Source organism: Schaalia vaccimaxillae DSM 15804, assembly GCF_000420425.1.
GTDB lineage: Bacteria > Actinomycetota > Actinomycetes > Actinomycetales > Actinomycetaceae > Pauljensenia > Pauljensenia vaccimaxillae.
The window spans coordinates 319190-343770 of record NZ_ATUX01000007.1 but is presented as its reverse complement, the minus strand read 5'-3'; the positions used below and the strand labels follow the sequence as shown (position 1 = coordinate 343770).

Genomic DNA, 24581 nt, shown 5'->3' with positions numbered 1-24581 from the left:
CAACGTCTTAGATTGAGCCAAGACTGGCGTCATTGATGAGTTCAGCAATAACTGCGGCACATTCTTGCCAATCAGAAACCTCACGGGTCGGATAACCCGCGGCTTTGACCGGATAGTCGTTACCTTGGGGATCCAAACGATCTCCAATGAAGAGCATCCTGTGCGCATCAATACCGGTGTGTTCGACAAGTTTGGCCATGCCATATGCCTTGTCGATGCCACGTTCGGTGATGTCGACCGAGGTCGATCCCCCACCGCGTACATCCAGCTGAGGTAAGTCCGCGGCGACAGCGTCACGCAGTGCCGCCTTCTTCGTCCCGTCCGGATCCCAGGCCTGTTTGGCTTCCAGAGGAGCTTCCTGGCCCAATGCTGAGAAAGTGATCTGAGATCCTCTGTCCTCGATGATGTCTCCCCACGGGTTGTCCTCCCACAGATCGAGCCTGCGGGCATGGCGCTCCAGGGATTGGCAGGCAGCATGTCTGAGGTCTACTGGCAGGTCGTGGGCGTACACCTCGTTCCAGTGTCCGTCCTCGTAGCGCAAATATCGCGTACCGCAGGTCGGCATGAGGTGGAGGCGAGATAGTTGATCCTCGCTCGCTTCGATGTGCTCAAGAACCTGGCTGCGAAACTGAGCGATCTGCCCGCCGGAAATAATGCACACGTGCACGCGATCCAGTAAGGAACGCAAGCGGGTAGCCATGAGTTCAGGTAGCGCACTCTTAGACGGAGCCAGGGTGTCATCTAAATCGAAGGCAACAAGTTGAATCGCCATAGGTCTTAGGATTCTCAAACCTGCGGGTGGGCGTCGATCTGGGCCTGTAAGGCGTTTCGTTCCTCATCGGAGGGAACTGACAGAACTTGCAGTAGGACAATCGAGGCTACGAGCCCACCCCACACGAGCAAGATCGTGACAATCATGAGAAGAATCGCGGCAGCGCTCATCGTTCGTCCTCCTGAGCCGTTCCGGTTTGTGAAGCGCCGAGAACCTTATCGACTGCCTCTTGGGAGATCGTCGGATGTTTCCACGGCAGCACGGTGAAGATGCCTGCAACCACGATCGTGAAGATCAGGCATCCCCAGCCAAAGATATGGATGAACGCCGGTTTGTAATCGCCATAACCATTTTGCGCTAATTCGATTAGCGTCATGAAAGCCATGATTGCCAACACCACGGGGATGACGATTCCGACCAGAGGCTCCCACGCTTTGGAAACCTTAACTGACGACACGGAGTTCAAGTGCATGCGTAAACCCTTAGCGCGAATACCTGCGAAAGCAACCAGCAGTGCCATCGCGGTAGCTCCAGACACAATGCCGATGTTGTTAATGAAGTAGTCGATGATGTCGAGGTTATTTAGACCCGAGCGGGTACCAAAGAGAGCCAATGACACGACCATGGCGGGTACGCCCAACACCAGGGCAGCTTTAACTGGAGAGAAACCGAACTTGTCTTGAAGTCCGCCAGATACCACCTGAAGCAAAGACAGCAGCGAGGTGACTCCGGCAAGCACGAGCGAGCCAAAGAAGAGGACACCGAAGATTGATCCACCGGGCATCATCGAGATGATCTGGGGGAAGGTAACGAAGGACAGAATTGGGCCGGATAGCCCTTGAACATCTCCCACGCCCACGTTCTGTTGTGATGCCATGAAGCCAATCGCTGAGAAGACGCCGATACCGGCCAAAATTTCAAATGACGAGTTGGCAAATCCTGCGACAAGAGCTGTACCTGTCAGATTCGACTTCGGCTTGAGATACGAGGCGTAGGTCAGCATGATGCCAAAGCCCACAGACAAAGAGAAGAAAATCTGCGAGAAGGCAGCTAGCCACACGGAAGGATTCGAGAGCGACGACCAGTGCGGGCTAAAGAATGCGTTGAGTCCTTCCAAAGCCCCGGGAAGGAAGATCGCCCGCACCACCATCACGAGGAAAAGGACGACTAACAGCGGTAGGAAGATCCTATTTGCTACCTCCACACCTTTCGACAAGCCACGTCCAATGACGAGTAGGACGAAGATCCATACGAGGGCGAGAGGAATCATCACCGAAAAAGCCGGCTCCCAGGAGAAAGTTGCACCATCGACAACTTGGAGGAACTCGCCCGTGAAGAAGCCTGCGGGATCATCACCCCACGCCTGGTTGACCGAATAGATCGTGTACTTAACGCCCCAAGCCAGAACGGCACCGTAGTAAACCATGATGACGAAGCAGACGATCACTTGGAACCAGCCAATGTATTCGCCCGCCGAGTGCAGCTTGCGCAACGCCCACGGAGGAGAGCCACGGAACTTGTGGCCCAGGGAGTAGTCGAGCCACAGCATGGGAATACCTACGACTACGAGTGCCACCAGATAGGGAATAAGGAAGGCACCGCCGCCGTTCGTGTATGCCACCCCTGGGAAACGCCAAATGTTGCCCAGGCCGATCGCGGAACCGATTGCGGCGAAAAGAAAGCCTGCTTGGCCCGACCAAGTATCTTTGCGGCTGGGTTGGATGACCGCCGTGCTCTGTGTAGTCATGTGGGATTCTTCCTCCTGAGGATTCGGCCCCAGACTAGTTCGGCGCGCACACGGGTTCTTGACCGTCTCGCATTTTTGGATGAGCAAGGGTGGCGTGACCTATCCATCATCTTCGATAAGAATCCGTCGGAAAACAGATTTTGGGATTCAGACGCCCGCAAATATGCGAAATAACCACGCTGTCAGGATGGTTAAAGGTAACGAGGCGAAAGTCGTGGCCAGTACGGTTCCCTGCGCAATTTCTTGTCCAGTTTTAGCTCGAGTCGCCGCGATAAAGGCGTTTTGCGCAGTGGGAAGTCCCGCCATGACGGTGACCGCCATCAATCCGCTTGGCGACATTCCAATCGCGTAGCCCACAGCCCACGCAATCAAAGGTTGGGCGACAAGTTTGCATCCGCTTGCTAAGAGGATTGCTATCCCCTTGGTGGACTTGAATGAGAAGCGCTGTCCAACGAGAGATGCACCAAAGGCCAAAAGAATCATTGCTGGCGCAGCCTCGCCAAGCATGGACGTTGTCACCTCAACGATTCGTGGCACGCGGAGTTTCGACCATGAGAAAACGAAGCCTGTTACTGCTGCTAAAACCATAGGGTTGGTGATCACCGTGCGAATGATCGACCATGGCCGAGGTTTATTCGACGAACCCGCCAGGTCAGCCAAGACGAAGAACATTGGCGTAAAGAATCCGAGTTGAAAGACCAGAATCGGTACAACGTGGGATGCATCTGCCAAAACATATACGGCGATGGGAATACCAATGTAAGCGGCGTTATTGAGAGAGGCCGACATTGCACCTAGGACCAAATCTCCACCGCGCACTCTTGCAACACCTGCCGCTAATGCGACGAAGAGCAACGCTGAACCCAAACCGGAGGCTGCACTAACCAGCAGGGGTTGGCCAAGTACATGGGCCACGTCAGTTGAGCTGACTGCGGAAAAGAGCATGGCCGGTGATGCCCCCCAGTAGCACAGGGTTGCTAGGACATCGGAGGTCTGGGCACCCACGATGTCTCGGTGACGAACCCACCAGCCGATTGCGATGAGTACAGCGATCGCGCAGATGCTCCAGATAATGTCGGACACAGCAAACACTTTAAGCGCGTGGGGCTCCCCCAGGCGCCAGTGTCCCAATCCGGCCACAACGCACGATGCAATGGCCGATTATTTCCAGGTGGAGACAACCTCATCAAATTTGGTCAACGCCGACGCAATCGCCATATGCATATCCAGGTATTGGTACGAGCCCAGTCGCCCGCCAAAGAGCACGCGATCTTGGGTGGCTCGAAGAACGCGATATTCCTCGAGTTTTTCGCGATCTTGAGGCGAAGAAACCGGGTAATAGGGTTCATCCTGCCCCTGAGCGAAGCGCGAAAACTCCCGCATAATGACAGTGTTCGTTGCTCCCGACCGATCACGTTCAGGGTGAAGATGTTGGAACTCGTGGATACGGGTGTAGGCCACCTCCTCGTCCGCGTAGTTCATGACGGAGCACCCCTGGTAGTCGGAGGTTTCGACTACTTCAGTGTCGAAATCCAGGGTCCTCCACGACAGCCGTCCGGCCTCGTAGTCGAAGTAACGATCAATAGGGCCTGTGTAAACAATGGGAACTTGGCCCACCGTTTCCATCTTCGTCATACCGTGTGAACCGGAGAAGAAATCCGTGTCGGTATGTATTTCGATACGTCGATGATCTGCCATATTGTGCAACCACTGGCCATAGCCATTAAGGGGTAGCCCCTCGTATTTATCTTTGAAATAACGGTTCTCGTAGGTCAGTCGTACGGGCAGGCGCGAAATGATTGCAGGGTCGAGGACGGTTGGGTCGGTTTGCCACTGCTTAGCGGTGTACCCCTTGATGAAAGCCTCGTATAGCGGACGGCCGATGAGGCTGATGGCTTTTTCCTCAAGGTTGCGAGGTTGGGCTCCACCCAATTCAGCTGCTTGCTCTTCAACTAGTCGGCGCGCCTCGTCTGGGCCGTATGCAGCACGGAAGAACTGGTTGATTGTTCCCAGGTTGATGGGCATCGGGAAGACTTCACCACGATGGTTGGTGTAGACGCGGTGACAGTAGTCGTTGAAAGTCGTGAAGCGGTTGACGAAATCCCAGACACGCTCGTTGGATGTGTGAAATAGGTGAGTTCCGTAGCGGTGAACCTCTACACCAGTTTCCGGATCAATGGACGACCATGCGTTGCCGCCAATATGCGGTCGTCTCTCGATAATGGTGACATTCATTCCCAGGTCTTCGGCGGCTTTGCGGGCGATGGTCAGACCGAAAAAGCCTGAGCCAACAACAAGAAGATCCACGGTTCATGCCCCTTAGAAAGATCGACAACGACGTGATCATCATAGCCTCGTAGCAATTCCAGGGCTTCGCGTCGGATCGACTCTATTCCTGACCGACGAGTAGCATTTGGTCTGTGGCGTGAGCCTGATTTGAGGGAAAAGGAGCTGTTCGATGATTCGGATTGCCATCGTCGAAGATGAACCCGTCAGCCGCAAACTGTTGCTGGACTATCTGGCTCGCTACGAAAAAGAGCACTCGGTGTCTTTCGAGGTCTCAACTTTCGAGGACGGGTCAACGATTACCCGAACCTACAGGCCGCGCTACGACATCATCTTGATGGATATTCAGATGAAGTACATGGACGGAATGTCGGCGGCGAAACACATCCGGTCTATCGATGATCAAGTCGTATTGATCTTCATCACCTCATCTCCGCAATTTGCTATTAAAGGCTACGAGGTCGACGCGATCTCCTATCTACTCAAACCTCTGCCCTGGTTCGCTTTCGAGCAAGAACTTATGCGATCCATTAATACCGTGCGTAAACGCCAAAACTCTTCTCTTTTGCTTCAAACAGGCAATGAAGTGATCCGCCTGGATATTGATGATGTGACGTATATCGAGTCGATCAAACATCGTCTTGATGTTCACACTCGAGATCATGTTTATTCCATTGTCGGCACACTCAAAGATATGGATGCGAAGCTGGCCGAACATGACTTTTTTAGATCAAATTCTTGCTACCTCGTCAATCTTGCCCATGTCCAGCAAATCCAGGACCAATCCTGTTTTCTCACTGGCAACGTCGAATTGAGAATCTCTCGCCCTCGTAAAAAACCTTTCTTGACGGCGCTGACTCAGTACGCGGGCGGTTTACGCTAATGAACGACGCCCTACCTGATATTCCTCGCCTCTACACGGGGTTGGCCGAGGCCGGGGCTTGCATGCTCTACATGTGGTTTCGTTCCTATCGGATTTCTCGTAGCCGTTTCGTTGGCTCGTGTGTTTTCGGCTTGGTTGTTCTCATTGGTACTCAACTCATTGCAGGCGAACTACCGGTGTCGCTCTGGATTCCGTCGATGCTCTCTGCTGTTGGCCTGATGGGAGTCACCATTTGGTTGGGTACATCCGCATCCCTGGTCGAAGTCGCTCATTTGACTCCGCGAGCCTTCATTCTCGCCGAGCTTGTCGCCTCTCTTTTCTGGCAGCTCAACGTCTTCTTCTCATCAACTACACCGAAAGTCACTCCACCCGCTGTCATCGCGGTGCTAGTTGTCTACTCAGCCCTTTTTGGCTGTGCAGGTTTCATGGAAAGACGTAATCTTCGCCCCGGCGAGCCCTTACTCCTTGAACGCTCAGATCTGTGGCTAACAGCAACGATCGCAATTATCACTTTCGCCATGTCGAATCTGAGTTTCGTTTCAACGTCGACCCCATTCTCAGGTCGTTTAGGGCCCGAGGTGTTCTACATCCGCACACTGGTCGATTTGTGCGGCTTTGCAGCGCTTTATGCTCAACAGGAGCGGATTCTACAGATGAGGGCTGTATCAGAACTGTCATCCATACAGGCACGGCTGGAATCTCAACACAGCCAGTATTTGCAGTCAAAGACGGATATCGAAGCCTTGAGTCGCGCCCATCATGATCTCAAACATCAGATTGCTTTGATCCGCGCCGAAGTTGATCCACACTCACAGATCGAGCATTTCGAACAGATTGACAGATCGATGGCTGAACTCGGACAGCGGTACCACAGCGGCAACCCAGTTCTCGACGTCATTTTGACGTCCAAGGGCCGAACCTGTGCGGCCTGGGGTATCGATTTCACGGTGATTGCCGACGGTTCGTTGCTTGAGGGAATGAGTTCCATGGATATTTCTACCCTCTTTGGCAATGCCCTGGATAATGCGATCGAAGCCAGTCGTAAAGTCAAAGATAAACAGCGCAGACTCATCAAACTCTGGTTAACGTCCCAGGGACAGATGACAGTGATCCGTGTGGAAAATTGGTTTGTGGGTGAGGTTTCGTACAACCCCGACGGTTCGCTCCAGACTCTTAAGTCCGATCACGATCACCACGGCTACGGGGTGAAGTCGATTCGTTGGACGGCTCGCAAGTATGCGGGAGAGGCTACCACCTCGATTGACGGCAACTGGTTCCGGTTGACGGTGCTACTGCCAAGCTGTGTGCACGCAAGCGGGACTTAAAATCAGATTGGGACGTTGCCTCAGTGACAGACGTACCGCTCTAATCAGTTAAATCCCAGAACAGCGCGAGCAACCTTGTAGCCGTTGGAAATTACTCTTGTGTTACCGTGCCTGACAAGGCGAGCAAGGAAGTCTTTTTCGACGGCAGCTGCAGCATCGGGGGACGTTTCTTCCAGGCGGCGCCACAAACGGTCTTTGAGTGCGAGATGTTCGGGAGTTCCCGATAAATGCGCCATGACTGTTGTAATGACGCAATTAATCCTTAAATAGTGGCACATGTAGCGGTAGAGGTTCGGGTGTACGTTGCCAGGATCTGGCATTGCTCGAACCATTGCTTCGTTTACCCGATCGAGTTGATCAAGGCGCGAAATCATCACTGTTTCATTGACAGATTGATCATCGCGACCAATGAAGTAGCGATACAGGTCGACGTCGAGATAGCGAATGGAACGAATGTAGGGCAAAGGAACGTGTGAGTACAGATAATCGACGTAGAACGTGTGTTCTGGCAGAACAACACCGCTGTCACGGATCACCTGGGTGCGCATCGTCAAAGAGTGCATCATCAGGTATTGGTCGTAGCGGCACCGATGTACCTGTTCCCATCCGATCATTTTTCGAGTGGGCAAGACGTTTCGATAACGGATGACGGCTTTGTGGGCCTTGCCTTGCTTCTCATAGACGTAGTTCGTCACTAAAAGATCAAGGTCGCGCCCCGCTTGACGTTCTTGACGAAGAACGTCAAGAGCCTTGTTGAGGGCGGTCCGATCCAGCCAGTCATCGGAATCAACGACTCTGACGTGAGTACCAGTGGCGTGTTGGATACCAGCGTTGACTGCTCCCCCATGTCCCTTGTTCTCTTGGTGAATGGCTCGCACGCACGTTGGGTAACGCGTGGCCCAGTCATCAGCAATTTGCGCTGTTCGGTCCTTTGATCCGTCATTGACAATGATGACTTCAACCTCGTCGTTGTAACCGACCAGGGTAGTCATTGCTCGGTCGAGGTAGTCCTGTGAGTTATAGGACGGGACGATCACGGTCAGCAACGGTTGGGTCGCCACGAATTATCTTCCTTTACCTCAAGTGAACAGGTCAGAGTTGTGTCCCCTCTATGGTGCCTCAGATCTGCCCAACATACATAGGACTCGCGTGTGTGATGAAGGGGCGCAGATGCTCGGGAGCCCTTCAGGCTGCCTGATCGACAGGCTCTTGTTTAAAGATCACCTTGAAGATCGGGAAGAAGACCCAGAATGATACTGCGGAGTTAATAATCATGGTGACGACATCTGCCACGGTCTCACCGGTGGATGCTCCCATGACGTCGATACACCACGAATAGATTGGTTCCTTGTAGAGAACTTGAAGGGCTGCGGCGACGACCGTAATGACGACGTAGGCGATGAAATACCAGAATGCGGCGCGAGCTACGGAAGAGTTTGACTTAAAGGTGATGTTGCGTTGCGCGAAAAAGTTGATGACCTGCGCAATCAGTAGGGTGACTTGCACAGCAAGAAAATATGCGAGGCCGCCGCCGGTTCCGTCAGCCTGAATTGCGCCGGCCGCATAGTCGAAGAGGTAAACGGTCGACCCGCCCGAACTTCCTACGGGAAGAAACTGGAACGCGGTTCCTTGGAAGGAAGTAAACCCAAAGATCCATTTGAATACCGGCATTAACACCAGCTGAAGAACGGTTACTCCGTTCGACAGGATGAAGAAGACAATGAATTGGGCGATGGTCTCGTGCTTCTCTTCGAAGGAGCGCCACCAGCTGACGATTTTATTCACGTTCCTGTGCTTTCTTACTCTTGTTAATCGACCGCGCTAGGCGTTCATTTAAGACGAGTGTCCGTCGAGTTCTCGTTGTGTGCGCCGATCCGCACGGCGGTTCCTAAGGTATCCACCAACGACGGTTTTAAGGCCACGCCAGGTACGCGCATTGACCAGGTCGACAATGCCGTCAACCATCTCGTCAGACACCATGCCTCGAGTCATCTTGCCCATCGTCCTGAAAGGCATATTGAGGATGAAAAGGATATTGAGATCCGGTTTTCCTGTTGCGTCCGCCTGTGCTTTCTTCTTGTGCAGGAAACGAGCGGCCGAGCGAGCGATCCTCGACTTCGCTCGGTTCATTGACGAAAGCGGATCCGCATCGGTCAAGAGATCCTGTTCCTCCTCGCGGGGAATCTCTCGTCCCAATAACGCAGCGAACTCGGCATCGGTAACGTCGTGCACATTGCCGGTCCAGTAACTGCCAAGAGAGCTGTTGGCGGGTTCAGGTACAGTGCCAGTGACCTGGTGCGTGGCATGCAGAATGAGGTCGGAGGCGTTGCGGCCGATATGAACCGTCCACTGCCCGTCTTCGACCGCCCACTGATCTGAGTCTGTGTCCCAATGTCGGAAGGTATATCGGTCAAAGGGAATAAATACGTCAGTGCTCTGACCCGCCTGGAGCGAGACCTTGGCAAATCCTTTGAGTTCGATGTTTGGTGCGAACACTCCGCCCGGTGATGACACATAAAGTTGAGGAACTTCGGCGCCCTCGACGTCAGACGTATTCGTCAAGGTGAAATGGACACCGTCGCTCTGAACACGCAGATCGGCGTAGTCGAAAGTCGAGTAGGACAGCCCGTAGCCAAAGGGATAGGCCACTTCAGTGCCGGTGGTGGCAAAGTAGCGGTACCCAACGTAGGGCCCTTCTTTGTAATACGACAATGTTGATGTTGCCGGGTAGTTTCCATAGGTCGGCTCATCCGAATACGCAAGAGGATACGTTTCATTGAGCCGTCCAGAGGGATTGACCGCGCCGGTAATCACTCGCAGAACAGCGGAGGCACCGGCCTGCCCAGAAAGGGATGTGTGGATGATGGCGCGAGTATTGATAGCCCAATCTGTTTCCACAGATGATCCTGCGGACAATACAGCGACGACATTCGGATTGACCTCTGCCAGGCGTTCCAAAAGTTGAGTTTGCACCTGCGGTAGGCGCATATGGGTGCGGTCGAGTCCCTCGGATTCTGACAATTCATCTAGACCGATGTAGGCGAGCACAACATCAGCGCGTGAAGCAAGATCGATTGCTTGACGCACTAAGTCCTCATGAGGTTCTCTCTGGCGGTTGTAGCCCTGAGCGTATCCGACGCATTCAAGTGGGAACTGGTCGAGCACGTCAAGGGTTGTCTCCAACTGCGTGGGATTAACCTGAGATGAGCCCGATCCTTGATAGCGCGGAGTGTGGGCCATATCCCCGACAATCGCCACCTTGGTTGCGCTCGCTAGGGGAAGAATTCCGTCCTCGTTACGCAGCAGGACGATTGATTCTTCAGCGACGCGGCGCGCCAAGTCGTGGTGTGCTTGAGCCTGGATCGTCGGACGTTGCCCACCCGAACGTGCCCCTCGGGCGAGGGCGACTACTTCCTGAGCTCGGGCCCTGACGTCGGCCTCATTGAGCTCACCGCGTTTGACGGCTTCGACGATTGCGCGGGCTCCGTGCAGTCCGGGCCCTGGCATCTCAAGAGAACCTCCGGCTCGCGCGGCATCCACCGCGCTGTTGGAACCACCCCAGTCGGAGACAACCATGCCGCCAAAACCCCACTCGTCTCGCAGAATGTCAATCAGCAGATGCTTATTCTCGTGGGCATAGGTTCCGTTGATGCGGTTATAGGAGCTCATAATTGTGCGCGGCTCAGCTTCACGCACCACAACTTCAAAAGCGGTCAGATAGATTTCCCGCATAGTACGTTCGTCAACAATTGAGTCCGAGGCCATTCGCCGCAGCTCTTGGGAATTGACAGCGAAGTGCTTAGGGCAAGCAGCCACGTCTTGGGACTGGATGCCTCGCACTAACCCAGCGGCCATACGCCCGGCCAAAATTGGATCCTCAGAGTAGTACTCGAAGTTGCGCCCGCACAGAGGCGAACGTTTGATGTTGAGTCCGGGCCCAAGGACCACATCCACGCCCAATGCACGGGCTTCTTGGCCAAGTGCCTGGCCCATCTCCTCAGCAAGTTCTGGGTCCCACGAATTTGCAACTGTGGCCGCCGTTGGGAAACAAGTCGACGGCTCAGAGGCTGCGATTCCCAGGTGGTCGCCGCTACCGAGCTGGCGTCGAATGCCATGAGGTCCGTCGGACATGACAAAGGACGGGATGCCTTTGGCAGGTAAAGCGCGCGAATCCCACTCGGATTCTCCTGATAGCAGCGCAGCTGCTTCCAGCAGGGTGAGTTCTGGCTTATCGGTCGAGGCCACGTCTTCGTTCCCTTCTCATGCGCCATCGCCTGCCCGAGATACCGGAGCACCTGCAGGCCTTGAAGATATTGAACAATTCCTCAACAATCCCGTTCGACTCGGGCTGCATGATCTGTCATTTTGGTTGCTTATTCTGTCGATGAGAAAAGGCGGCGCCGGTTAAGTTACCGGCGCCGCCGCACTCACCTTAGTTCAGGCGCGTGGCGCTGAGTTCTCAACGCTGACCTTCGGCTGATCAGAGTGCTTGCGCACACGTCGCCACACTCCCCAGGCTCCGGAGAGAATGCCGAGAGTTGCAAGAGCTGTCACCGCGTATTGCGCGTACTTCCACATCGGCGGTTCGTATGTGACAGTCGCACCGGGAGCAAGCCCGTTCATGGCGTTGGAGTTGGCCACCGTGTACAGGATGTTCTTCGTTGCCTGACGGATATTCGTCACTGCCAATGCTGAGTCGTCGTCTTTGAAGGACTTGGACGGAGCAAAGGTGAGTGTCAGGTCAGTACCAGCGTCGATACCCTGATCGGGGCTCATGTAGTTGTAGAGATTGAAATCGGTGATGGCGAAGCCGTCGAATCCCCACTCGGAACGCAGTACGTCAGTCATGAGTGCCTTGGAGCCGCCAGCCCAAGTCGCGCCGATTCGGTTGAAGGAGCTCATGACTGCCAAGGAACCGATCTGCGCTGTTTGGGTGTTTCCGTTGGCGTCAGCAATGTAGGTAACCTCTGAGGACACGTCTTTAACCGCTGCTTCGAAGGCCTTGAGGTAGAGCTCGCGAATTGCCTGCTCATTTGCCCACGATGCAACACCATTATTGACGCGGTTGGTCTCTTGGTCGTTCAAAGCAAAGTGTTTGAGCGTGGTGTAGAGGCCCTTTTCGATCGAACCCTGGGAAACGGCTGCCCCCAGTTTCGCCGAGAGGAGCGGATCCTCCGAATAGTACTCGAAGTTACGTCCAGCAAAGGGGCTGCGATGCAGGTTCATTGCAGGCGCATACCAACCCGCAACGTCCTTGAGCAGAGATTCATTACCAACCATGGTGCCCATGGCCTTGGCCAGCTCAACATTCCACGTCTGTGCAATGGTGAACTCTGAAGGATAGGCCGGTCCGTTAACGGAGGCGTTGATGAATGACGAGAAACCAGCAGGCCCGTCAAGATCAGTCACAGCGGGCTTTGCAATCGATGGAATTGCAGCCGAGTTGTATGCGCCGTTGAGCAGCATATTCGTCATGTCCTCAACCTCGAGAGAGTCTAGGAGCTCATCCCAACGTTCGTCGTCATAGTCGGCGCCTCGCAAGTCAACAAGGGTCAGATCCGTGTCTGCACCGGTTGTGGGCATCTCGCCCTCGAAAGCCTCGGCTGCCCCGGCGGCGTCATATTCAGCAAAACCAGTCTTAATGGCGTCGGAAGCCTGCATCAATTCGGTTCCGATTGGAGATTTCGGGAAAGTGCCAGCAAAGTCTGCTCGTGAAAGGTTGAGAATCTTCCCGGACTCCGAAGCATCATCAGTGAATTGCTTCGAAACATCCTCGAATCTATTCGTCGCACTCACTTCATCACTGGATCGCGGATTGTCCTCGCCGTAAACAACCGTCTGCTCAACGGTGTAGGTCATTGCTTGCGTGCCTTCGGCGATATTGTGCGAGTCGTCTTGAACGGTGATTGCGTAGTCACCAGCTTCCAGTACGTATGCGCCTTCGCCCTCGTAATCGTAGGAGGCCATGTCTTCGACATTGAACTCGACAGTAACGGTTTCAGAGGCTCCCGGGGCGATTTCGCCTGTCTTAGCAAATCCACCGAGTACGACGGAGGACTTTTCAATGCCGCCCTTGGTGTAGGGGGCTGAGTAGTAGACCTCAACAACGTCCTTGCCAGCCACAGTTCCGTTGTTCGTCACCTCGACGTCAAGCGAAATGGTGCCGTTGACCTCGCCAAAGTTCTGAGCGACAACTTTCTGGGAGAAGTCCGTGTAGCTCAGGCCGTATCCGAAGGGGTATACAACGGCGGAGTCGTAGTCGATGAATCCTTCGACAGCCGCTGTTTCGTAGTAGCGGTATCCGACGTAGATTCCCTCGGCGTAGTTGACGAAGGTTGCGTCGGGGGTCACCGTTGCATTCGATGCCGCCGATGAAAGCGCCGACGAAGAGTAGGAAACTTCAAGGTTTTCGTAGGTGAAATCCCCAAAGTTCACAAAGGTCGGATCCTTGGTGAAGTCAGCGGCCCAAATGTCAGTAGTCCGGCCTGAAGGGTTGATTTGGCCAGCGATGACCTTGCCGACCGCATTGAAGCCCGACAGACCTGGTGAACCAATAAGCAGAACCGAGTCAATGCCGGTGTCCTTTTGAATGTCACCCATCTCAATGGTGGTAGACGCGTTGACGACAACAATGACCTTGTCGAAGTTGTCCTTAGCAAAGGACAGCATGTCTTTTTCGTCTTTGTTGAGCTCAAGCTGATGCTGGCCATCGGTGTAGTTGTCGTCCCACCCCTCCATGGATTGGGCGAGGTCGCCACCTTCACCGCCGCCACGGCCAATGTAGACGATGGCTGCATCGGAGTATTCGGCAATGGTCGAGGCCTGGGCTTCATATTCGGCCACCGGCAGTTCGCCGATGTAGTAGGTGGAGACCTCCGGCTTATCCATCTCAATGGAAGCGCGCTCGATATTTCCTGCAGCCGCTTCGATCGCCGTGTACATCGCATCGTTGACTACCAGACCAGCATTTTCCAGGCCTTGGCGGGCATTGACAGCTGAGGTCACGTCCACGGACCCCGATCCGGATCCGCCGTAGACGGGATCAGCGGCTGTGCGCCCGAGCATTGTGACTTTGGCGCCAGCGGACAGAGGAAGCCCCTGATTGTCGTTCTTAGCCAGAACGATGCCTTCGCCTTCGATGTCTTCAATGAGTTCGGAAGCGGCGGCGTTCATCTCTTCAACGGAGGCGTAGTCGGCCTTGTAGTAGTCGGTGTCCCAGTCAGCGGCAGCTTCCTGGTTTGTCACGGTGTAGGTGCCGGGACCGAGAACACCACCGATCCAGCTGTTGAAAATGCCGATCGCAATGTTCGCCACGATAACAACCACTGCGAGGATTGCGAGGATGGGAATCCAGATCGCCATGAACTTCTTGTTCGTCATCGGCGGTTTCTTTGTTTTGGTAGACACTAACCAAACCTCTTCGTTGAGTGATGATTAAAAGTTTGAGCGCCACCCCATCATCGAAAAGGTTGATCGGCGCCGATTTACTTGTGGTGCGCGGGGCCTAAGCTGTTTGTGCTCAGACCCCGCAAACATCGTGTCCTACGAGGACGATGTCACTCGGTGACTTCGGAGATGTTTCCGTCTTGGTCAATCTCGTAGGTCTTCTGAGATTCCGATGCAAGAGCACCGATGACGTACTTACCACCGTCGATCTTGACGATGGAGGTGGTGAGCTTCTCGGTGGCATCGGACCAGTTGTAAGGCACAACGAGCATGCCGTACTTTTCAGTGGGCTTGTCGACGTCATTGGCAAGGTAGATCTGGGTGAGATCGGGGTTGCTAGCCAGAGTGTCGATGACAACCTGACGGGCGTTCACGAGGTCTTCCTTCGTTGCGGCGTCGTCGCCTTCGGCTGCGGGAACCGCAGCGGACTCGGCAGTTGAGGTGGCGCCAGACTCGGAAGAATCGGAACATGCCGCCAGGCCAGCGGTGGTGGTCAGGGCGAGAGCGGCGACGAGGCCGACGCGCAGGAGCGAGTTCTTCATGATCTTTCCCTTTCCCGATCGGCACGATCCCAATCGGTTATCAGTGTTCGCCGAAGCAATGCTGTCTCACTACTCGTTCTATATGCAGCGTTGTGACCCCATTGGCTCGGTGATCTTCGTCGACTTGCATGTGCGAACTTCAACCTTGCTCAGCACATAGGTCCTCCGCCAGGTTGAGGTATAAGTCGAGTCTATGAATCCAGAAGAATAGGGCCCCTATCCTGAGGCACAATCTGTCTGCTTGACCGCACAATCTGCACTGGCGTTACCTATCCGTTACACAACGGGGCCGCCATCGAAGCACAGTGCTGACAAGGTGAATGGGCGGGCCCTACAAACAGGACCCGCCCACTGAGGCTATGCACCAAAGATCAGTCGGAGATCACTGATCCGTCCAGGTGAAGGCCGAAACCGTAGTCGTAGGCATTACCCTTCGAATCGGTGTAAGGCGTCACGTCTTTGGCAACGTCTTCCTTATTTGCTTCAACCGTATCCATATTCGCAGGGAACTGAATAGGCAGGCGACCGTTGGAGTCGTGCAGTCCAAGAGCGATCTGAATCAGAGCTTCCTGAGCTGTACCGAAGCCGACAATAATCGCATCGGCCTTAGCTTCGAACTCTGCGGGGATCACAGGGTTCTTCGCGCTCAGCAGAGAGATCACAGGAATGTCCTTGCCGGAAGCCTCGACGGCTGCGGCTGCGCGGTTGAAGGCCTCGAGGTCAGCGCCATTTGAGATCTTCGAGGTCGCACCGTAGTAGGAGCGGTTCTCTTTGGAGCCATCAGCGAGGATGTCGCCCGAGATCGAAACCTTGCGGACGTTCTCACCATCAGCGGTGTACGGGGAATACTGGAGTGAAAGCGGGTACCAAGTATTCTCAGCCTCATTCCAGCCAGACTTCGAGAAGCTGCCACCGTTGTCGGGCGACTTCATACCAACCAGGACGACATCGACGTTCGACAGGTCTGGTGCAGTGTAGGTGAAGGTACCGTCGCCATTGTCGACGACCTCATCAGTAACGACGGTGCCGAAGTACTTCTTGAGAAGTTCCTCATCGAGGGACAGTCCCTCGGTGGTCTCAGGCTCCGCGGAGAAGAGGGAGGGGTGGCCGGTATCGTAGGTATGGGGGACGTACACGGTCTTGTCCGAGTAGTCGGCCTTCTCATCCAGGGTGATGGCACCGTCGTTCTTGAGGACGACAATCGAGTTGAGCTGAGCCTCCTGGCCCGCCTTAACTTTGTCCTCGGAACCGACAGTCGCCGTCGAGGCATCGAGATCAAGGAAGGGGTTGTCGAAGGCATCAGCATTGAACACCATCGTTAGGACACGCTGAGCAGACTGCTGCCAGCGGGTCTGAGCATCAACTTCATTGGTGCCAGCTTCAAAGTCCTTTTGCCACATGTCGTAGGCAGCCAGAACGGGCGCAGCATCGTTATTACCGCCGAACATGTCAGTGCCGTTCTGGATGATCTTGTAGTGACGTTCTTCCTTCGTCATGGATTCAACGCCCCAGCCTGTGGCAATAAAAGCATCGGGATCAGTCGTAGCGTTCGTGACGCCCCAGTCGGTGCAGATGACACCGTTGAAGCCATTGTCTTCACGCAAAGCCTTGAGTTTGCCAGCATCATAGGAGGATCCCATGCGATCGGTGTAGACCGGTTCGCCGTTGGCATCGAGGGTCACCGAGTAGGAGGTCATCACAGAAGCGGCATCCAGAGCCTCCTGGAAGACTGCCAGGTGTTCAGCAGAGTTTCCACCGACCATAACCTCGTACTTGCCAGCATTGGTGTGGGATTCGCGTCCACCTTCACCCGCTCCGTCACCGGGCCAATGTTTGATCATCGCATTGACGGAGTCATTGCCCCAGCCAGTGTTTTCTCCGCCCTCGGAGTAGGTGCCCTGGAAACCATCCACATAGGCCTTTGCCATTGCACCGGCCATCTGTGCATCCTCACCGAAAGTTCCCGATACACGTAGCCACCGTGGCTCAGTCGCCAGATCAATCTGCGGCGATAGTGCTGTGGCGATGCCGAGGGCCTTGTACTCCTGCGATGCCATCTGACCAAACTGGAGGACAGTATTAGGATTAAAAGTCGCAGCCAGTCCCAGGGATGAAGGCCACGAAGAAATCGTGCCAGTCTCGGAGAAGGTGGACGCCTGAGAGGCATCTGAGCGCGGATCCGACGAGTAATTCACAGGAATGTACGGTGTCTCAGCGGAGCCGAGAGTCTCCACGTAGGCCTGCATCTCATTGACCCATTGAACATTCATCTTGACGTCAGACGGACCAGCATTGAGAACATTTCGCAGGTAAGACTCGGACAGGTAGGTCTTCTGATCGTCGGTCAGGCCATCGCCGGGAGCGCGCTCGTGGGAAGAAAAGAGCATGAGGCCACTCATCTGTTCCTTGGTCAGACCAGCAACATACGCCTGCGCGCGCTCGGAGGCGTCAAGTCGCCAGTCTTCGGCAGGATCCAACTCACCGTTGCCGTTGAGATCCTTAAAGGCGTAGGTGTAGTCGCCATCTTTGGCTTCGATGACCTTCATGGAACCGCCGGTGGCAAACGACAATGTCTGTCCGCCGTTGGGGTTCTTGACCTGAGTGAATTCGGTCTTGCCGTCGGTCAGCTCGGCGGTGACGTAGGTGTTGCCGTCCGCGCCCTCAGCTGAACCGGATTGACCAGCATCACCGTTAGAGCAGCCTGACAGTGCTAAAGCGACAACGCCGACAGCGGCGACCGCACTGGTGCTACGAGAGATCCTCATGGAATTCCCCTCACAAGATGGTAGATCTTCATTGAAATCGGGATGTTTTTCGTGTTTTCCGGTGTCACCGTTTGCGACGTCATCGTTGACGGGAGTTACCTGAACCACGTTTCCTCAGACTACGAATCTTGATGACGTCTTTCCGTGTGCAGATGCACAATTTGTCGAGACCTCTGCACAATCTGCAGCCCCGTGACTTTTTCGTTATCAAAAAAACACGGCTTTCTACCCAGGTGATACGTCTCATCCATACGCACCACCCAACCTTCGATACGGTGATCACATGGCTGATGGGAAACTCGTCTTTATTGATCTGGACGGCACGCTTGTCAATAAGGCTCAACAGGTACCTGAGTCGGCGCGCATTGCTTGCCAACGCATGATTGAAAACGGTCATCGGCTCTTCATATGTTCTGGTCGTTCGATGCCAGAAATCTACCCGTGGCTGTGGGATCTGGGCTTCGAGGGAATTGTGTCTGGGGCAGGTGGGATGCTCCAAGTCGGAGACATTGTGGTCCAAGACCACCGTATCGAAGGGGCTGTGATCGAAAAGATCACTCAGCTATGGAAAGAATTGGGCGCACTATGGATCTGGCAGGGCCCCGACGCCATGTATCCCAGCCCCTCTTTCCTTGAGAGTTTCGTTGCCCAGGCGGGCGAGTCCGTCAACGATTGGGCTCAATACGCGCGTACTGTCGAGCCTTTTCTCCGCCCAGGTTTACCGGCTTCAACAACGAAGTGCACGGTATATATCCCTGCAGGCCGTACCAGCGTCGACGAGTTACGTCTAAAACTGCCCGAACAGATGCAGGTCATATCGGGTTCCATTCCTGCAGGCCAGACTCTGGTCGTTGAGGTTTATCCTCGCGAGATCTCTAAAGGCCGCGGTATTGCCACCATTGCCGCCTACCTCGGCTACGACCTCGCCGACACTGTTGCGATTGGCGATTCGACAAACGATATTGAAGCCCTTGAAGTCGCCGGTATTGGAATTGCTATGGGTTCGCACGATCCTGCGGTGTTAGCCGTGGCGGACATGGTGGCGCCGGGAATCGACGAGGACGGATTCGCTACCGCATGCGAGATGGCGGGACTTATTCCAACATCTATCGCCTAACATCTCAAGGTGCGTTCGTTTTCATCCCCTCTTCACGCAAACCCAGCGTTCCTGCATCTATGGGCCGGGGAAACGGCGAGTCAATTCGGTTTCCAGATCGGGACGATCGCGACCTCGGCAATTGCAATTAACCTCCTGCATGCCTCCAATAATGAGATCGGTTTCCTCTCCGCGGCACAGACGATTGCGTTTCTTCTGATAGGTTTACCAGCCGGGGCTTGGGTGGACCGGTGGCGCAAGCGGCGAGTGATGATTACGGCCGACATTGTAAGAGTCATAGCTCTTGCCTCGGTTCCGATTGCGCAACTCCTGGGGTCTTTAACCCTGACGCATTTAATGGCAGTGGCTGCTCTCATGGGTTTTGCCACAGTCTTTTTTGATGTTGCCTATCAGTCCTATGTACCAGTCATCGTTGGACCCCGATTAGTAGCAGGTGCTAACGGAAGACTCGAGGCGTCTTTCCAAGTCGCTCGCGTTGGCGGCCCAGGCTTGGGCGGTTGGCTCATCGGGCTGACATCAGCGCCTGCCGCTTATATCGTGACATCACTAACTTACGCGCTTTCAGCTTTCTTCATCTGGCGGATTCGAGATCCAGAACCTGCTGTGGAGCCCCCGTCAGACGCGAATTTGTGGCACCAGATTCGCGAAGGAGTCGATTTCATCCGAGGTCAACGTCTGCTCGGTCCTCTTTTCGCATGCATTTCAGTTTCGGCTTTCTTTAGCCAGGGCCAAATGGTGCTGCTCCCAATTCTGGTCTTACGTGAACTTGAGATGACGGCAACAGCCCTAGGCATCCTCCTGTCTTTTGGGGCCCTGGGAGGTATTGCGGCAGCCCTTGTGCGTTCTCATGTGGTTCTGCGTTTAGGAGAGGGCCGTTCTATTTACCTTTGCTACCTCATCGCTTCGGTAGCAACCTTGGGGTTGCCTCTGGCTACGAGGGCGGGAGCATGGGCTTCGACGGTCATCGTGGCCGTGAACATCATCAGTTCTTTCTTCCTCACCATTTACAACGTCACTCAGATGAGTCTTCGCCAACGCCTGTGTCCCTCGCATCTTCTGGGACGACTGAATGCAACATTTCGTTTTGCAGTATGGGGCATGATGCCTCTGGGCTCCATTGCCTGCGGCCTTGTTGCCCAGGCTGTTGGTGTTACGACCGCTCTTTACATCTTCATCGTGGGCACGATCGCGGCAGGCATCGCCATGGCTTTCACTCCCGCTGCTCGTTTGTCCTTGGGCGATACCATCGACTATCCGAAAGACTTGTAGACAACTATCTTTTTTAGGTGTTCAGGGCTGACGAATGAGCGTTATTCGCGCATGTCTTCAACCTCTTGGACGGTCATGCATCGCGGCGACCATAAGCACGGTATCCTAATTGTGACGTGCATCATTGCATGGTTGGCGACACCAGTTGACAAGGAGAACCTGACGATGAGCCAAGCAGAATCGATCCTCGCAGCCTTGGGTGGTTGGGAGAACATCAAGACCATCGAGGCATGCATTACGCGTATCCGTCTCGATGTTAACGACGACTCCGTTGTCGACGACGATGCCCTACGCGAGGCTGGCGCCTTCAATGTCGTGACCGTGGGGGACTCGGTGCAAGTAGTGATGGGTCCAGAAACGGAAGACATCGTCGAAGCCATTGAGGCCCTCCGGTGAGTTACGAGATCGTCTCGCCGGTCCACGGTGAGACGATCGAGTTAGCCTCGGTACCCGATCCAGTATTTGCCGAAGGTGTGGTAGGTCTAGGAGCAGCGATTATGCCGCAGCCGGAGCCAACTACACTCAAGGTTACGGCTCCTGTATCAGGAAAGATCCACCGGATTCATCCCCATGCTTTCATCATTCGCACCTCGGAGGGACAGTCCGTCCTGGTGCACCTAGGAATCGACACCGTCGGACTCAAAGGGCAAGGATTCACACCTCAAGTGCAGGCCGGCGATATCGTCCAATGTGGCGATGTTGTCACCATCTGGCAGACCCATCGGGCTCGCGAAGCGGGTTATTCCACGCCGGTCATCGTCATTGTCATGGAACCGGCTGGCTCTCAGGTCGTTCCTTTGTCACCACCTGGAGCGCTCATCCAGGCTGGCGACAGGCTTTTACGTGTCGATAGCTAACCGCATACAGGTTTACTCACTGGAGGGTTGAAGAAAGCAACGAGAACAGCGAATTCAATCGCTCGTTGCTGCTCAGATCCTCGATGCGAACCTCATGTCCGTCTTGATCACACAGCGGCACACGCCAGTTTGGGTATTCCAAGTGAGTCCCAGGCATATTCTGCGGTCGTCGGTCCCCCACTGCGTCAACCAATGAAGCAACCACTAAAGCGGCGGGGGTCTTCGCCGCGTAGGCGTAGAGAGCTTCGACGATCTCTTTGGGCGTGGGGTTAGGTCCCGTCAACAGTCCGTATTCACGCAGACGCTGTTCAGTTTGTTCCATCTCAAGGCGATCACTGGCTCGGGCCAACTCAACATCATCAACGAGCAAACCAAGTTCGTCACGCAGAGTTGTTTGAATACCCTCGATGTAACCAGCAGTAGGGGGAAGATCGTGAATATTGACGGCAGCGAGGCAAGCCTGACGATAGTCGCTGGGATGCAGTGGCCAACCTGCCGAATCCTTCTCAAACCAGAAGACCGCAGTGCCTAGAACACCGCGTTCACGCAGATAGTCACGCACCCAGGGTTCTACGACACCAAGGTCTTCTCCAATGACGACGGCTCCTGCTCGCTGTGCTTCGAGCAACACAACGCCGACCATTGCCTCGTGATCGTAATAGACGTATGTGCCTTCAGACGCTGGCTGTCCGCTGGGAATCCACCACAATCTAAATAATCCAAGGATGTGGTCGATACGAATAGCGCCTGCGTTTGCTAAAACGGCGCGCACCATGTCGCGCAGCGGTTCATACCCTTCTTCTGCCAGCCGCCTAGGTGACCAGGGGGGCTGGGACCAATTCTGCCCCTGCTGGGAGTACATATCTGGAGGAGATCCCACCGACATCTGCGGGGCGAAGAGTTCTGGCTTCGACCAGATTTCTGAGCCTTGGGGGTGAACACCGACAGCTAGATCGGCCATAATCCCGATGCTCATCCCCACTTGTGTGGCCACATGGTGTGCCTGCGAAAGCTGCTCAGAGGCCACCCATTGGCACCACTTCCAAAATTCGATCTCTCGCGCTTGCCCGCTTCTGGCGAGGTCGGCCGCTGTACCGAGAGGATTGTCGACGAGGCCGGCCAGATCCATCGTGGAATTGGACTCCACAAGTGCACTCCAGAGAGCAAAGTTGGCGAGGTCGGAACCACCACTTTCGACGAATCGACGGAAGAGAGAGTCACGATGGTAGCTACGTCCAGCCTCGAAGATCATCTCCAGCGCCTGGCGTTTGGCTTTCCAACAGCGGTCACGATCAAGAAGATCCGAGGACTCGGGCTCCCCCACGGCCTGTCGGTGTAGTTCTTCAATCGCAGCCTGCTGATCTTGAGTGAGCAAGGCGTACTCTGGGATGGATTCTGGGCGAATATAAATCGGGTTGACCCATCTGCGTGTCACCGGCAGGTACGGTGAGTTTTCCAGCGGAAGGGTGGGCTGACTGGCATGAACAGGATTGATGAGGAGGAAATCGGCACCCCTGTCGGCGCAGACGGCTGCAAGATCGGCCAGATCGACCGCATCCCCAATGCCCCAGGACGATTGCGAACGCACCGAGTACATCTGAGCATTGACACCCCATGTTCTCTTGCCGTTTTGCAGGCTCGGGTGAGTGAGCTTGTCAGGAACGACAATGAGGGCAGCAGACGCGACCCGTCCGTCCTCGAGGGTGGCCACCAGGCGATGCCATCCGAGGGGAAGATGGTCGGGAACCTCGAAGGTCGCACGACCAACAAGGGCTCCATCGATCCACTGCGGTTCAACCCATCGGTCGAGCTGGGCGCAGTCACCGCTCGTTCCGTCCTCGCCGATCCATGACACGGTCACCCAGGTCCCATCGGGAACGTGCACGGGCACCTCACAGCACTTGCCATGACGTACAACCACTGTCGGCGCGATGGTTTGACGCCATTGGCGTTGCTGGGCACGCTCCACGGCGCTGCGAAGATCTGCAACCGTGGAACTTAAGTCAATATCTTCACCTAGGGCTGACAGCACCTTAATGAGAGATTCGGGTGCCACCTGTTGGAGCTGTCCGCGGTAGTCCCAGTAATCCACAGATACGGAATTGAGCTGGGCAAGCCTGCGCAAAAGATCAATGTCAGCTGAAGCCGGGGAAGTCTCATCCACGAGGATTCTCATATCTACCAAAGTTTGAGCGGGGACACTGCCCATCCTAGGCGACGGTCACGAGTCACTTGCAGGCATGGATGTGCCGTCGCCCACGTCAATCAGCGAGGTTATGGCAGAGCTGATCTCACGAGTGCGCAGTCCAGTGACGATTTGAACAAAGTAAGAGGAACGCACGATTGCCAGCACGGGTTTGATTCTCATCGCCTGTTCATCCACCGCCTGCTGATCGACAACACGGACTCGGATCCTCATTGAGCATTCTTCAATGTCGACGATGTTGTCGGCGCCTCCTAAAGCACGGATCAACGTCGATTCGACACTCATGCTCTGCTCCCCACTTCATTTTTTCTGCGATGCGGATCACAGCCTAGTCGTGTCGTTGCGCGCCGGCAATCGCCGCGCCTCGCACATGAATCGTTTTCGCGTGACAATAGCCCGTATGACTGCACCTTTGACGGTTCCAATGATGTCGACAGAACCCGTGGCCTCGGTTCTACGCATTTTGCAACTCAGAGCATCAGGAACCGATTCATTCACCGCCCACAGCCTCCCCCAAGTCCGCCGGGTTTACGGGGGCCAGGTGATCGCCCAAGCACTCTTAGCCGCTGCTGCAACCATCAAGGACACTGCCCGCATGCCCCATTCTTTCCACGCATATTTCCTACGGGGTGGGGATCCTTCTAAGAGTTTTGAGCTGCACGTAGATCGTTTGCGTGACGGACGTTCCTTTTCAAGTCGGCGCGTTTCCTGCAGCCAAGATGGTCAGGAGATCTTGTCTTTGATTTCCTCTTATCAAGGTCAAGAAGACGGACTGAACCACTGTCCTCAAGCACCAGCGGTCCCTGCCCCTGAAACACTGCATTCGGCTTTTGAAATTTTCCGTGCCATGGAACATCCGGTTGGGCGCTTCCTAGGAAAGACCAGTGCCTTTGACGTGCGTCATGTCCAACAGTCTCTTTATACATCGGCTGACCCTTCGCGTTCGCCTCGCCAGCAACTCTGGATGCGTCCGCGCACCGATGTTCCTGCCGAAATGGATCAGAACATCCATCGAGCCTTGCTGGCTTACGTCATTGACCAAGTGATGTTCGAACCGTCGATGCGCGCCTTGGGGCTATCGTGGATGACCCCCGGAATGTCGGCGGCGTCCCTCGACCACGCAATGTGGTTCCATCACGACATCAATATCAACGACTGGTTGCTTTTTGATGGAGAGTGCACGAACGTCAATAATGCGCGCACACTAGCTCGGACTCGGGTGTTTACTCGCGAGGGTGTGCTCGTCGCCGAAGCAGAACAGCAGGGCATGCTACGAATTCCCAATGAAAAAGGCGAGGGTTCTGGGCGTTGGGGTTTCGGCGTGGATCCCAAGACGGGGAAGGTCCAGGTAGGCGCAGCTTAACCG

Annotated in this window: 20 protein-coding genes; 7 read left to right on the top strand and 13 right to left on the bottom strand. The window is 54.9% G+C overall.

Features of this window, described 5'->3' with window-relative positions:
* Nucleotides 1-7: 7 nt before the first annotated feature.
* The 5 genes from G439_RS0106505 to glf form a co-directional block, all read right to left on the bottom strand.
* On the bottom strand, nucleotides 8-766 hold the full coding sequence (locus tag G439_RS0106505) for an HAD-IIB family hydrolase (protein WP_026459472.1): 759 nt from the start codon (nucleotides 764-766) through the stop codon (nucleotides 8-10).
* Nucleotides 767-786: 20 nt separating this feature from the next.
* Nucleotides 787-942, bottom strand: coding sequence for a methionine/alanine import family NSS transporter small subunit (locus G439_RS12390; RefSeq protein ID WP_022868379.1), 156 nt, complete (start codon nucleotides 940-942; stop codon nucleotides 787-789).
* Complete coding sequence (locus G439_RS0106495) at nucleotides 939-2519, bottom strand: sodium-dependent transporter (protein ID WP_022868378.1); 1581 nt, start codon at nucleotides 2517-2519, stop codon at nucleotides 939-941. Before G439_RS0106495 ends, G439_RS12390 begins: the two co-directional genes overlap by 4 nt.
* Before the next feature lie 147 nt (nucleotides 2520-2666).
* Nucleotides 2667-3602: an AEC family transporter gene (locus G439_RS0106490; protein ID WP_026459471.1), complete on the bottom strand. Its 936-nt coding sequence runs from the start codon at nucleotides 3600-3602 to the stop codon at nucleotides 2667-2669.
* Between the two features lie 78 nt (nucleotides 3603-3680).
* Nucleotides 3681-4826 carry a UDP-galactopyranose mutase gene (gene glf, locus G439_RS0106485; protein ID WP_022868376.1) on the bottom strand — a complete coding sequence of 382 codons (1146 nt, stop codon included), beginning with the start codon at nucleotides 4824-4826 and terminating at the stop codon, nucleotides 3681-3683.
* A gap of 151 nt (nucleotides 4827-4977) precedes the next feature.
* Here glf and G439_RS0106480 point away from each other — a divergent pair, with 151 nt between their 5' ends.
* Entirely contained in the window at nucleotides 4978-5688 is a 711-nt protein-coding gene (locus G439_RS0106480; RefSeq protein ID WP_022868375.1) for a LytR/AlgR family response regulator transcription factor, read from the top strand.
* Nucleotides 5688-7013: a GHKL domain-containing protein gene (locus tag G439_RS0106475; RefSeq protein WP_022868374.1), complete on the top strand. Its 1326-nt coding sequence runs from the start codon at nucleotides 5688-5690 to the stop codon at nucleotides 7011-7013. Before G439_RS0106480 ends, G439_RS0106475 begins: the two co-directional genes overlap by 1 nt.
* A gap of 44 nt (nucleotides 7014-7057) precedes the next feature.
* Here G439_RS0106475 and G439_RS0106470 read toward each other — a convergent pair whose 3' ends face one another.
* From G439_RS0106470 to G439_RS0106440, 6 genes are all read right to left on the bottom strand, one after another.
* Complete coding sequence (locus G439_RS0106470) at nucleotides 7058-8074, bottom strand: glycosyltransferase family 2 protein (RefSeq protein WP_022868373.1); 1017 nt, start codon at nucleotides 8072-8074, stop codon at nucleotides 7058-7060.
* A gap of 124 nt (nucleotides 8075-8198) precedes the next feature.
* Nucleotides 8199-8798 carry a hypothetical protein gene (locus G439_RS0106465; protein WP_022868372.1) on the bottom strand — a complete coding sequence of 200 codons (600 nt, stop codon included), beginning with the start codon at nucleotides 8796-8798 and terminating at the stop codon, nucleotides 8199-8201.
* A 48-nt stretch (nucleotides 8799-8846) separates the two neighbouring features.
* Nucleotides 8847-11258: a glycoside hydrolase family 3 C-terminal domain-containing protein gene (locus G439_RS0106460; protein ID WP_022868371.1), complete on the bottom strand. Its 2412-nt coding sequence runs from the start codon at nucleotides 11256-11258 to the stop codon at nucleotides 8847-8849.
* Between the two features lie 192 nt (nucleotides 11259-11450).
* Complete coding sequence (locus tag G439_RS11410) at nucleotides 11451-14393, bottom strand: glycoside hydrolase family 3 protein (RefSeq protein ID WP_207382266.1); 2943 nt, start codon at nucleotides 14391-14393, stop codon at nucleotides 11451-11453.
* A 176-nt stretch (nucleotides 14394-14569) separates the two neighbouring features.
* Complete coding sequence (locus G439_RS0106450; RefSeq protein WP_022868369.1) at nucleotides 14570-15001, bottom strand: hypothetical protein; 432 nt, start codon at nucleotides 14999-15001, stop codon at nucleotides 14570-14572.
* Between the two features lie 371 nt (nucleotides 15002-15372).
* Nucleotides 15373-17766: a glycoside hydrolase family 3 N-terminal domain-containing protein gene (locus G439_RS0106440; protein ID WP_026459469.1), complete on the bottom strand. Its 2394-nt coding sequence runs from the start codon at nucleotides 17764-17766 to the stop codon at nucleotides 15373-15375.
* A gap of 283 nt (nucleotides 17767-18049) precedes the next feature.
* On the opposite strand from G439_RS0106440, the gene G439_RS11405 reads away from it, so the two are divergent.
* The 4 genes from G439_RS11405 (at nucleotide 18050) to G439_RS0106420 (ending at nucleotide 21009) form a co-directional block, all read left to right on the top strand.
* Nucleotides 18050-18883: a Cof-type HAD-IIB family hydrolase gene (locus G439_RS11405; RefSeq protein WP_022868366.1), complete on the top strand. Its 834-nt coding sequence runs from the start codon at nucleotides 18050-18052 to the stop codon at nucleotides 18881-18883.
* Nucleotides 18884-18892: 9 nt separating this feature from the next.
* A complete protein-coding gene (locus tag G439_RS0106430) occupies nucleotides 18893-20152 on the top strand; it encodes an MFS transporter (protein WP_022868365.1) in 1260 nt (419 codons plus the stop codon).
* Nucleotides 20153-20317: 165 nt separating this feature from the next.
* Entirely contained in the window at nucleotides 20318-20548 is a 231-nt protein-coding gene (locus tag G439_RS0106425) for a PTS sugar transporter subunit IIB (RefSeq protein ID WP_026459468.1), read from the top strand.
* Nucleotides 20545-21009, top strand: coding sequence for a PTS sugar transporter subunit IIA (locus G439_RS0106420; RefSeq protein ID WP_022868363.1), 465 nt, complete (start codon nucleotides 20545-20547; stop codon nucleotides 21007-21009). The genes G439_RS0106425 and G439_RS0106420 overlap by 4 nt, the downstream gene beginning before the upstream one ends.
* 16 nt (nucleotides 21010-21025) lie before the next feature.
* On the opposite strand, the gene malQ is transcribed toward G439_RS0106420, so the two are convergent.
* Nucleotides 21026-23173, bottom strand: a complete 2148-nt coding sequence (gene malQ / locus G439_RS0106415) for a 4-alpha-glucanotransferase (RefSeq protein ID WP_022868362.1) — start codon at nucleotides 23171-23173, stop codon at nucleotides 21026-21028.
* A 57-nt stretch (nucleotides 23174-23230) separates the two neighbouring features.
* Nucleotides 23231-23500, bottom strand: a complete 270-nt coding sequence (locus G439_RS0106410; protein WP_022868361.1) for a PTS sugar transporter subunit IIB — start codon at nucleotides 23498-23500, stop codon at nucleotides 23231-23233.
* Between the two features lie 115 nt (nucleotides 23501-23615).
* On the opposite strand from G439_RS0106410, the gene G439_RS0106405 reads away from it, so the two are divergent.
* On the top strand, nucleotides 23616-24578 hold the full coding sequence (locus tag G439_RS0106405) for an acyl-CoA thioesterase (protein ID WP_022868360.1): 963 nt from the start codon (nucleotides 23616-23618) through the stop codon (nucleotides 24576-24578).
* Nucleotides 24579-24581 lie beyond the last annotated feature (3 nt).

Excerpts from the sequence above, each read along its gene's own strand:
- G439_RS12390 (WP_022868379.1), bottom strand. The coding sequence starts at position 942 with ATGAGCGCTGCCGCGATTCTTCTCATGATTGTCACGATCTTGCTCGTG.
- G439_RS0106495 (WP_022868378.1), bottom strand. The coding sequence starts at position 2,519 with ATGACTACACAGAGCACGGCGGTCATCCAACCCAGCCGCAAAGATACT.
- G439_RS0106480 (WP_022868375.1), top strand. The coding sequence starts at position 4,978 with ATGATTCGGATTGCCATCGTCGAAGATGAACCCGTCAGCCGCAAACTG.
- G439_RS0106475 (WP_022868374.1), top strand. The coding sequence starts at position 5,688 with ATGAACGACGCCCTACCTGATATTCCTCGCCTCTACACGGGGTTGGCC.
- G439_RS11410 (WP_207382266.1), bottom strand. The coding sequence starts at position 14,393 with ATGACGAACAAGAAGTTCATGGCGATCTGGATTCCCATCCTCGCAATC.
- G439_RS0106450 (WP_022868369.1), bottom strand. The coding sequence starts at position 15,001 with ATGAAGAACTCGCTCCTGCGCGTCGGCCTCGTCGCCGCTCTCGCCCTG.
- G439_RS0106440 (WP_026459469.1), bottom strand. The coding sequence starts at position 17,766 with ATGAGGATCTCTCGTAGCACCAGTGCGGTCGCCGCTGTCGGCGTTGTC.
- G439_RS11405 (WP_022868366.1), top strand. The coding sequence starts at position 18,050 with ATGGCTGATGGGAAACTCGTCTTTATTGATCTGGACGGCACGCTTGTC.
- G439_RS0106425 (WP_026459468.1), top strand. The coding sequence starts at position 20,318 with ATGAGCCAAGCAGAATCGATCCTCGCAGCCTTGGGTGGTTGGGAGAAC.
- G439_RS0106410 (WP_022868361.1), bottom strand. The coding sequence starts at position 23,500 with ATGAGTGTCGAATCGACGTTGATCCGTGCTTTAGGAGGCGCCGACAAC.
- G439_RS0106405 (WP_022868360.1), top strand. The coding sequence starts at position 23,616 with ATGACTGCACCTTTGACGGTTCCAATGATGTCGACAGAACCCGTGGCC.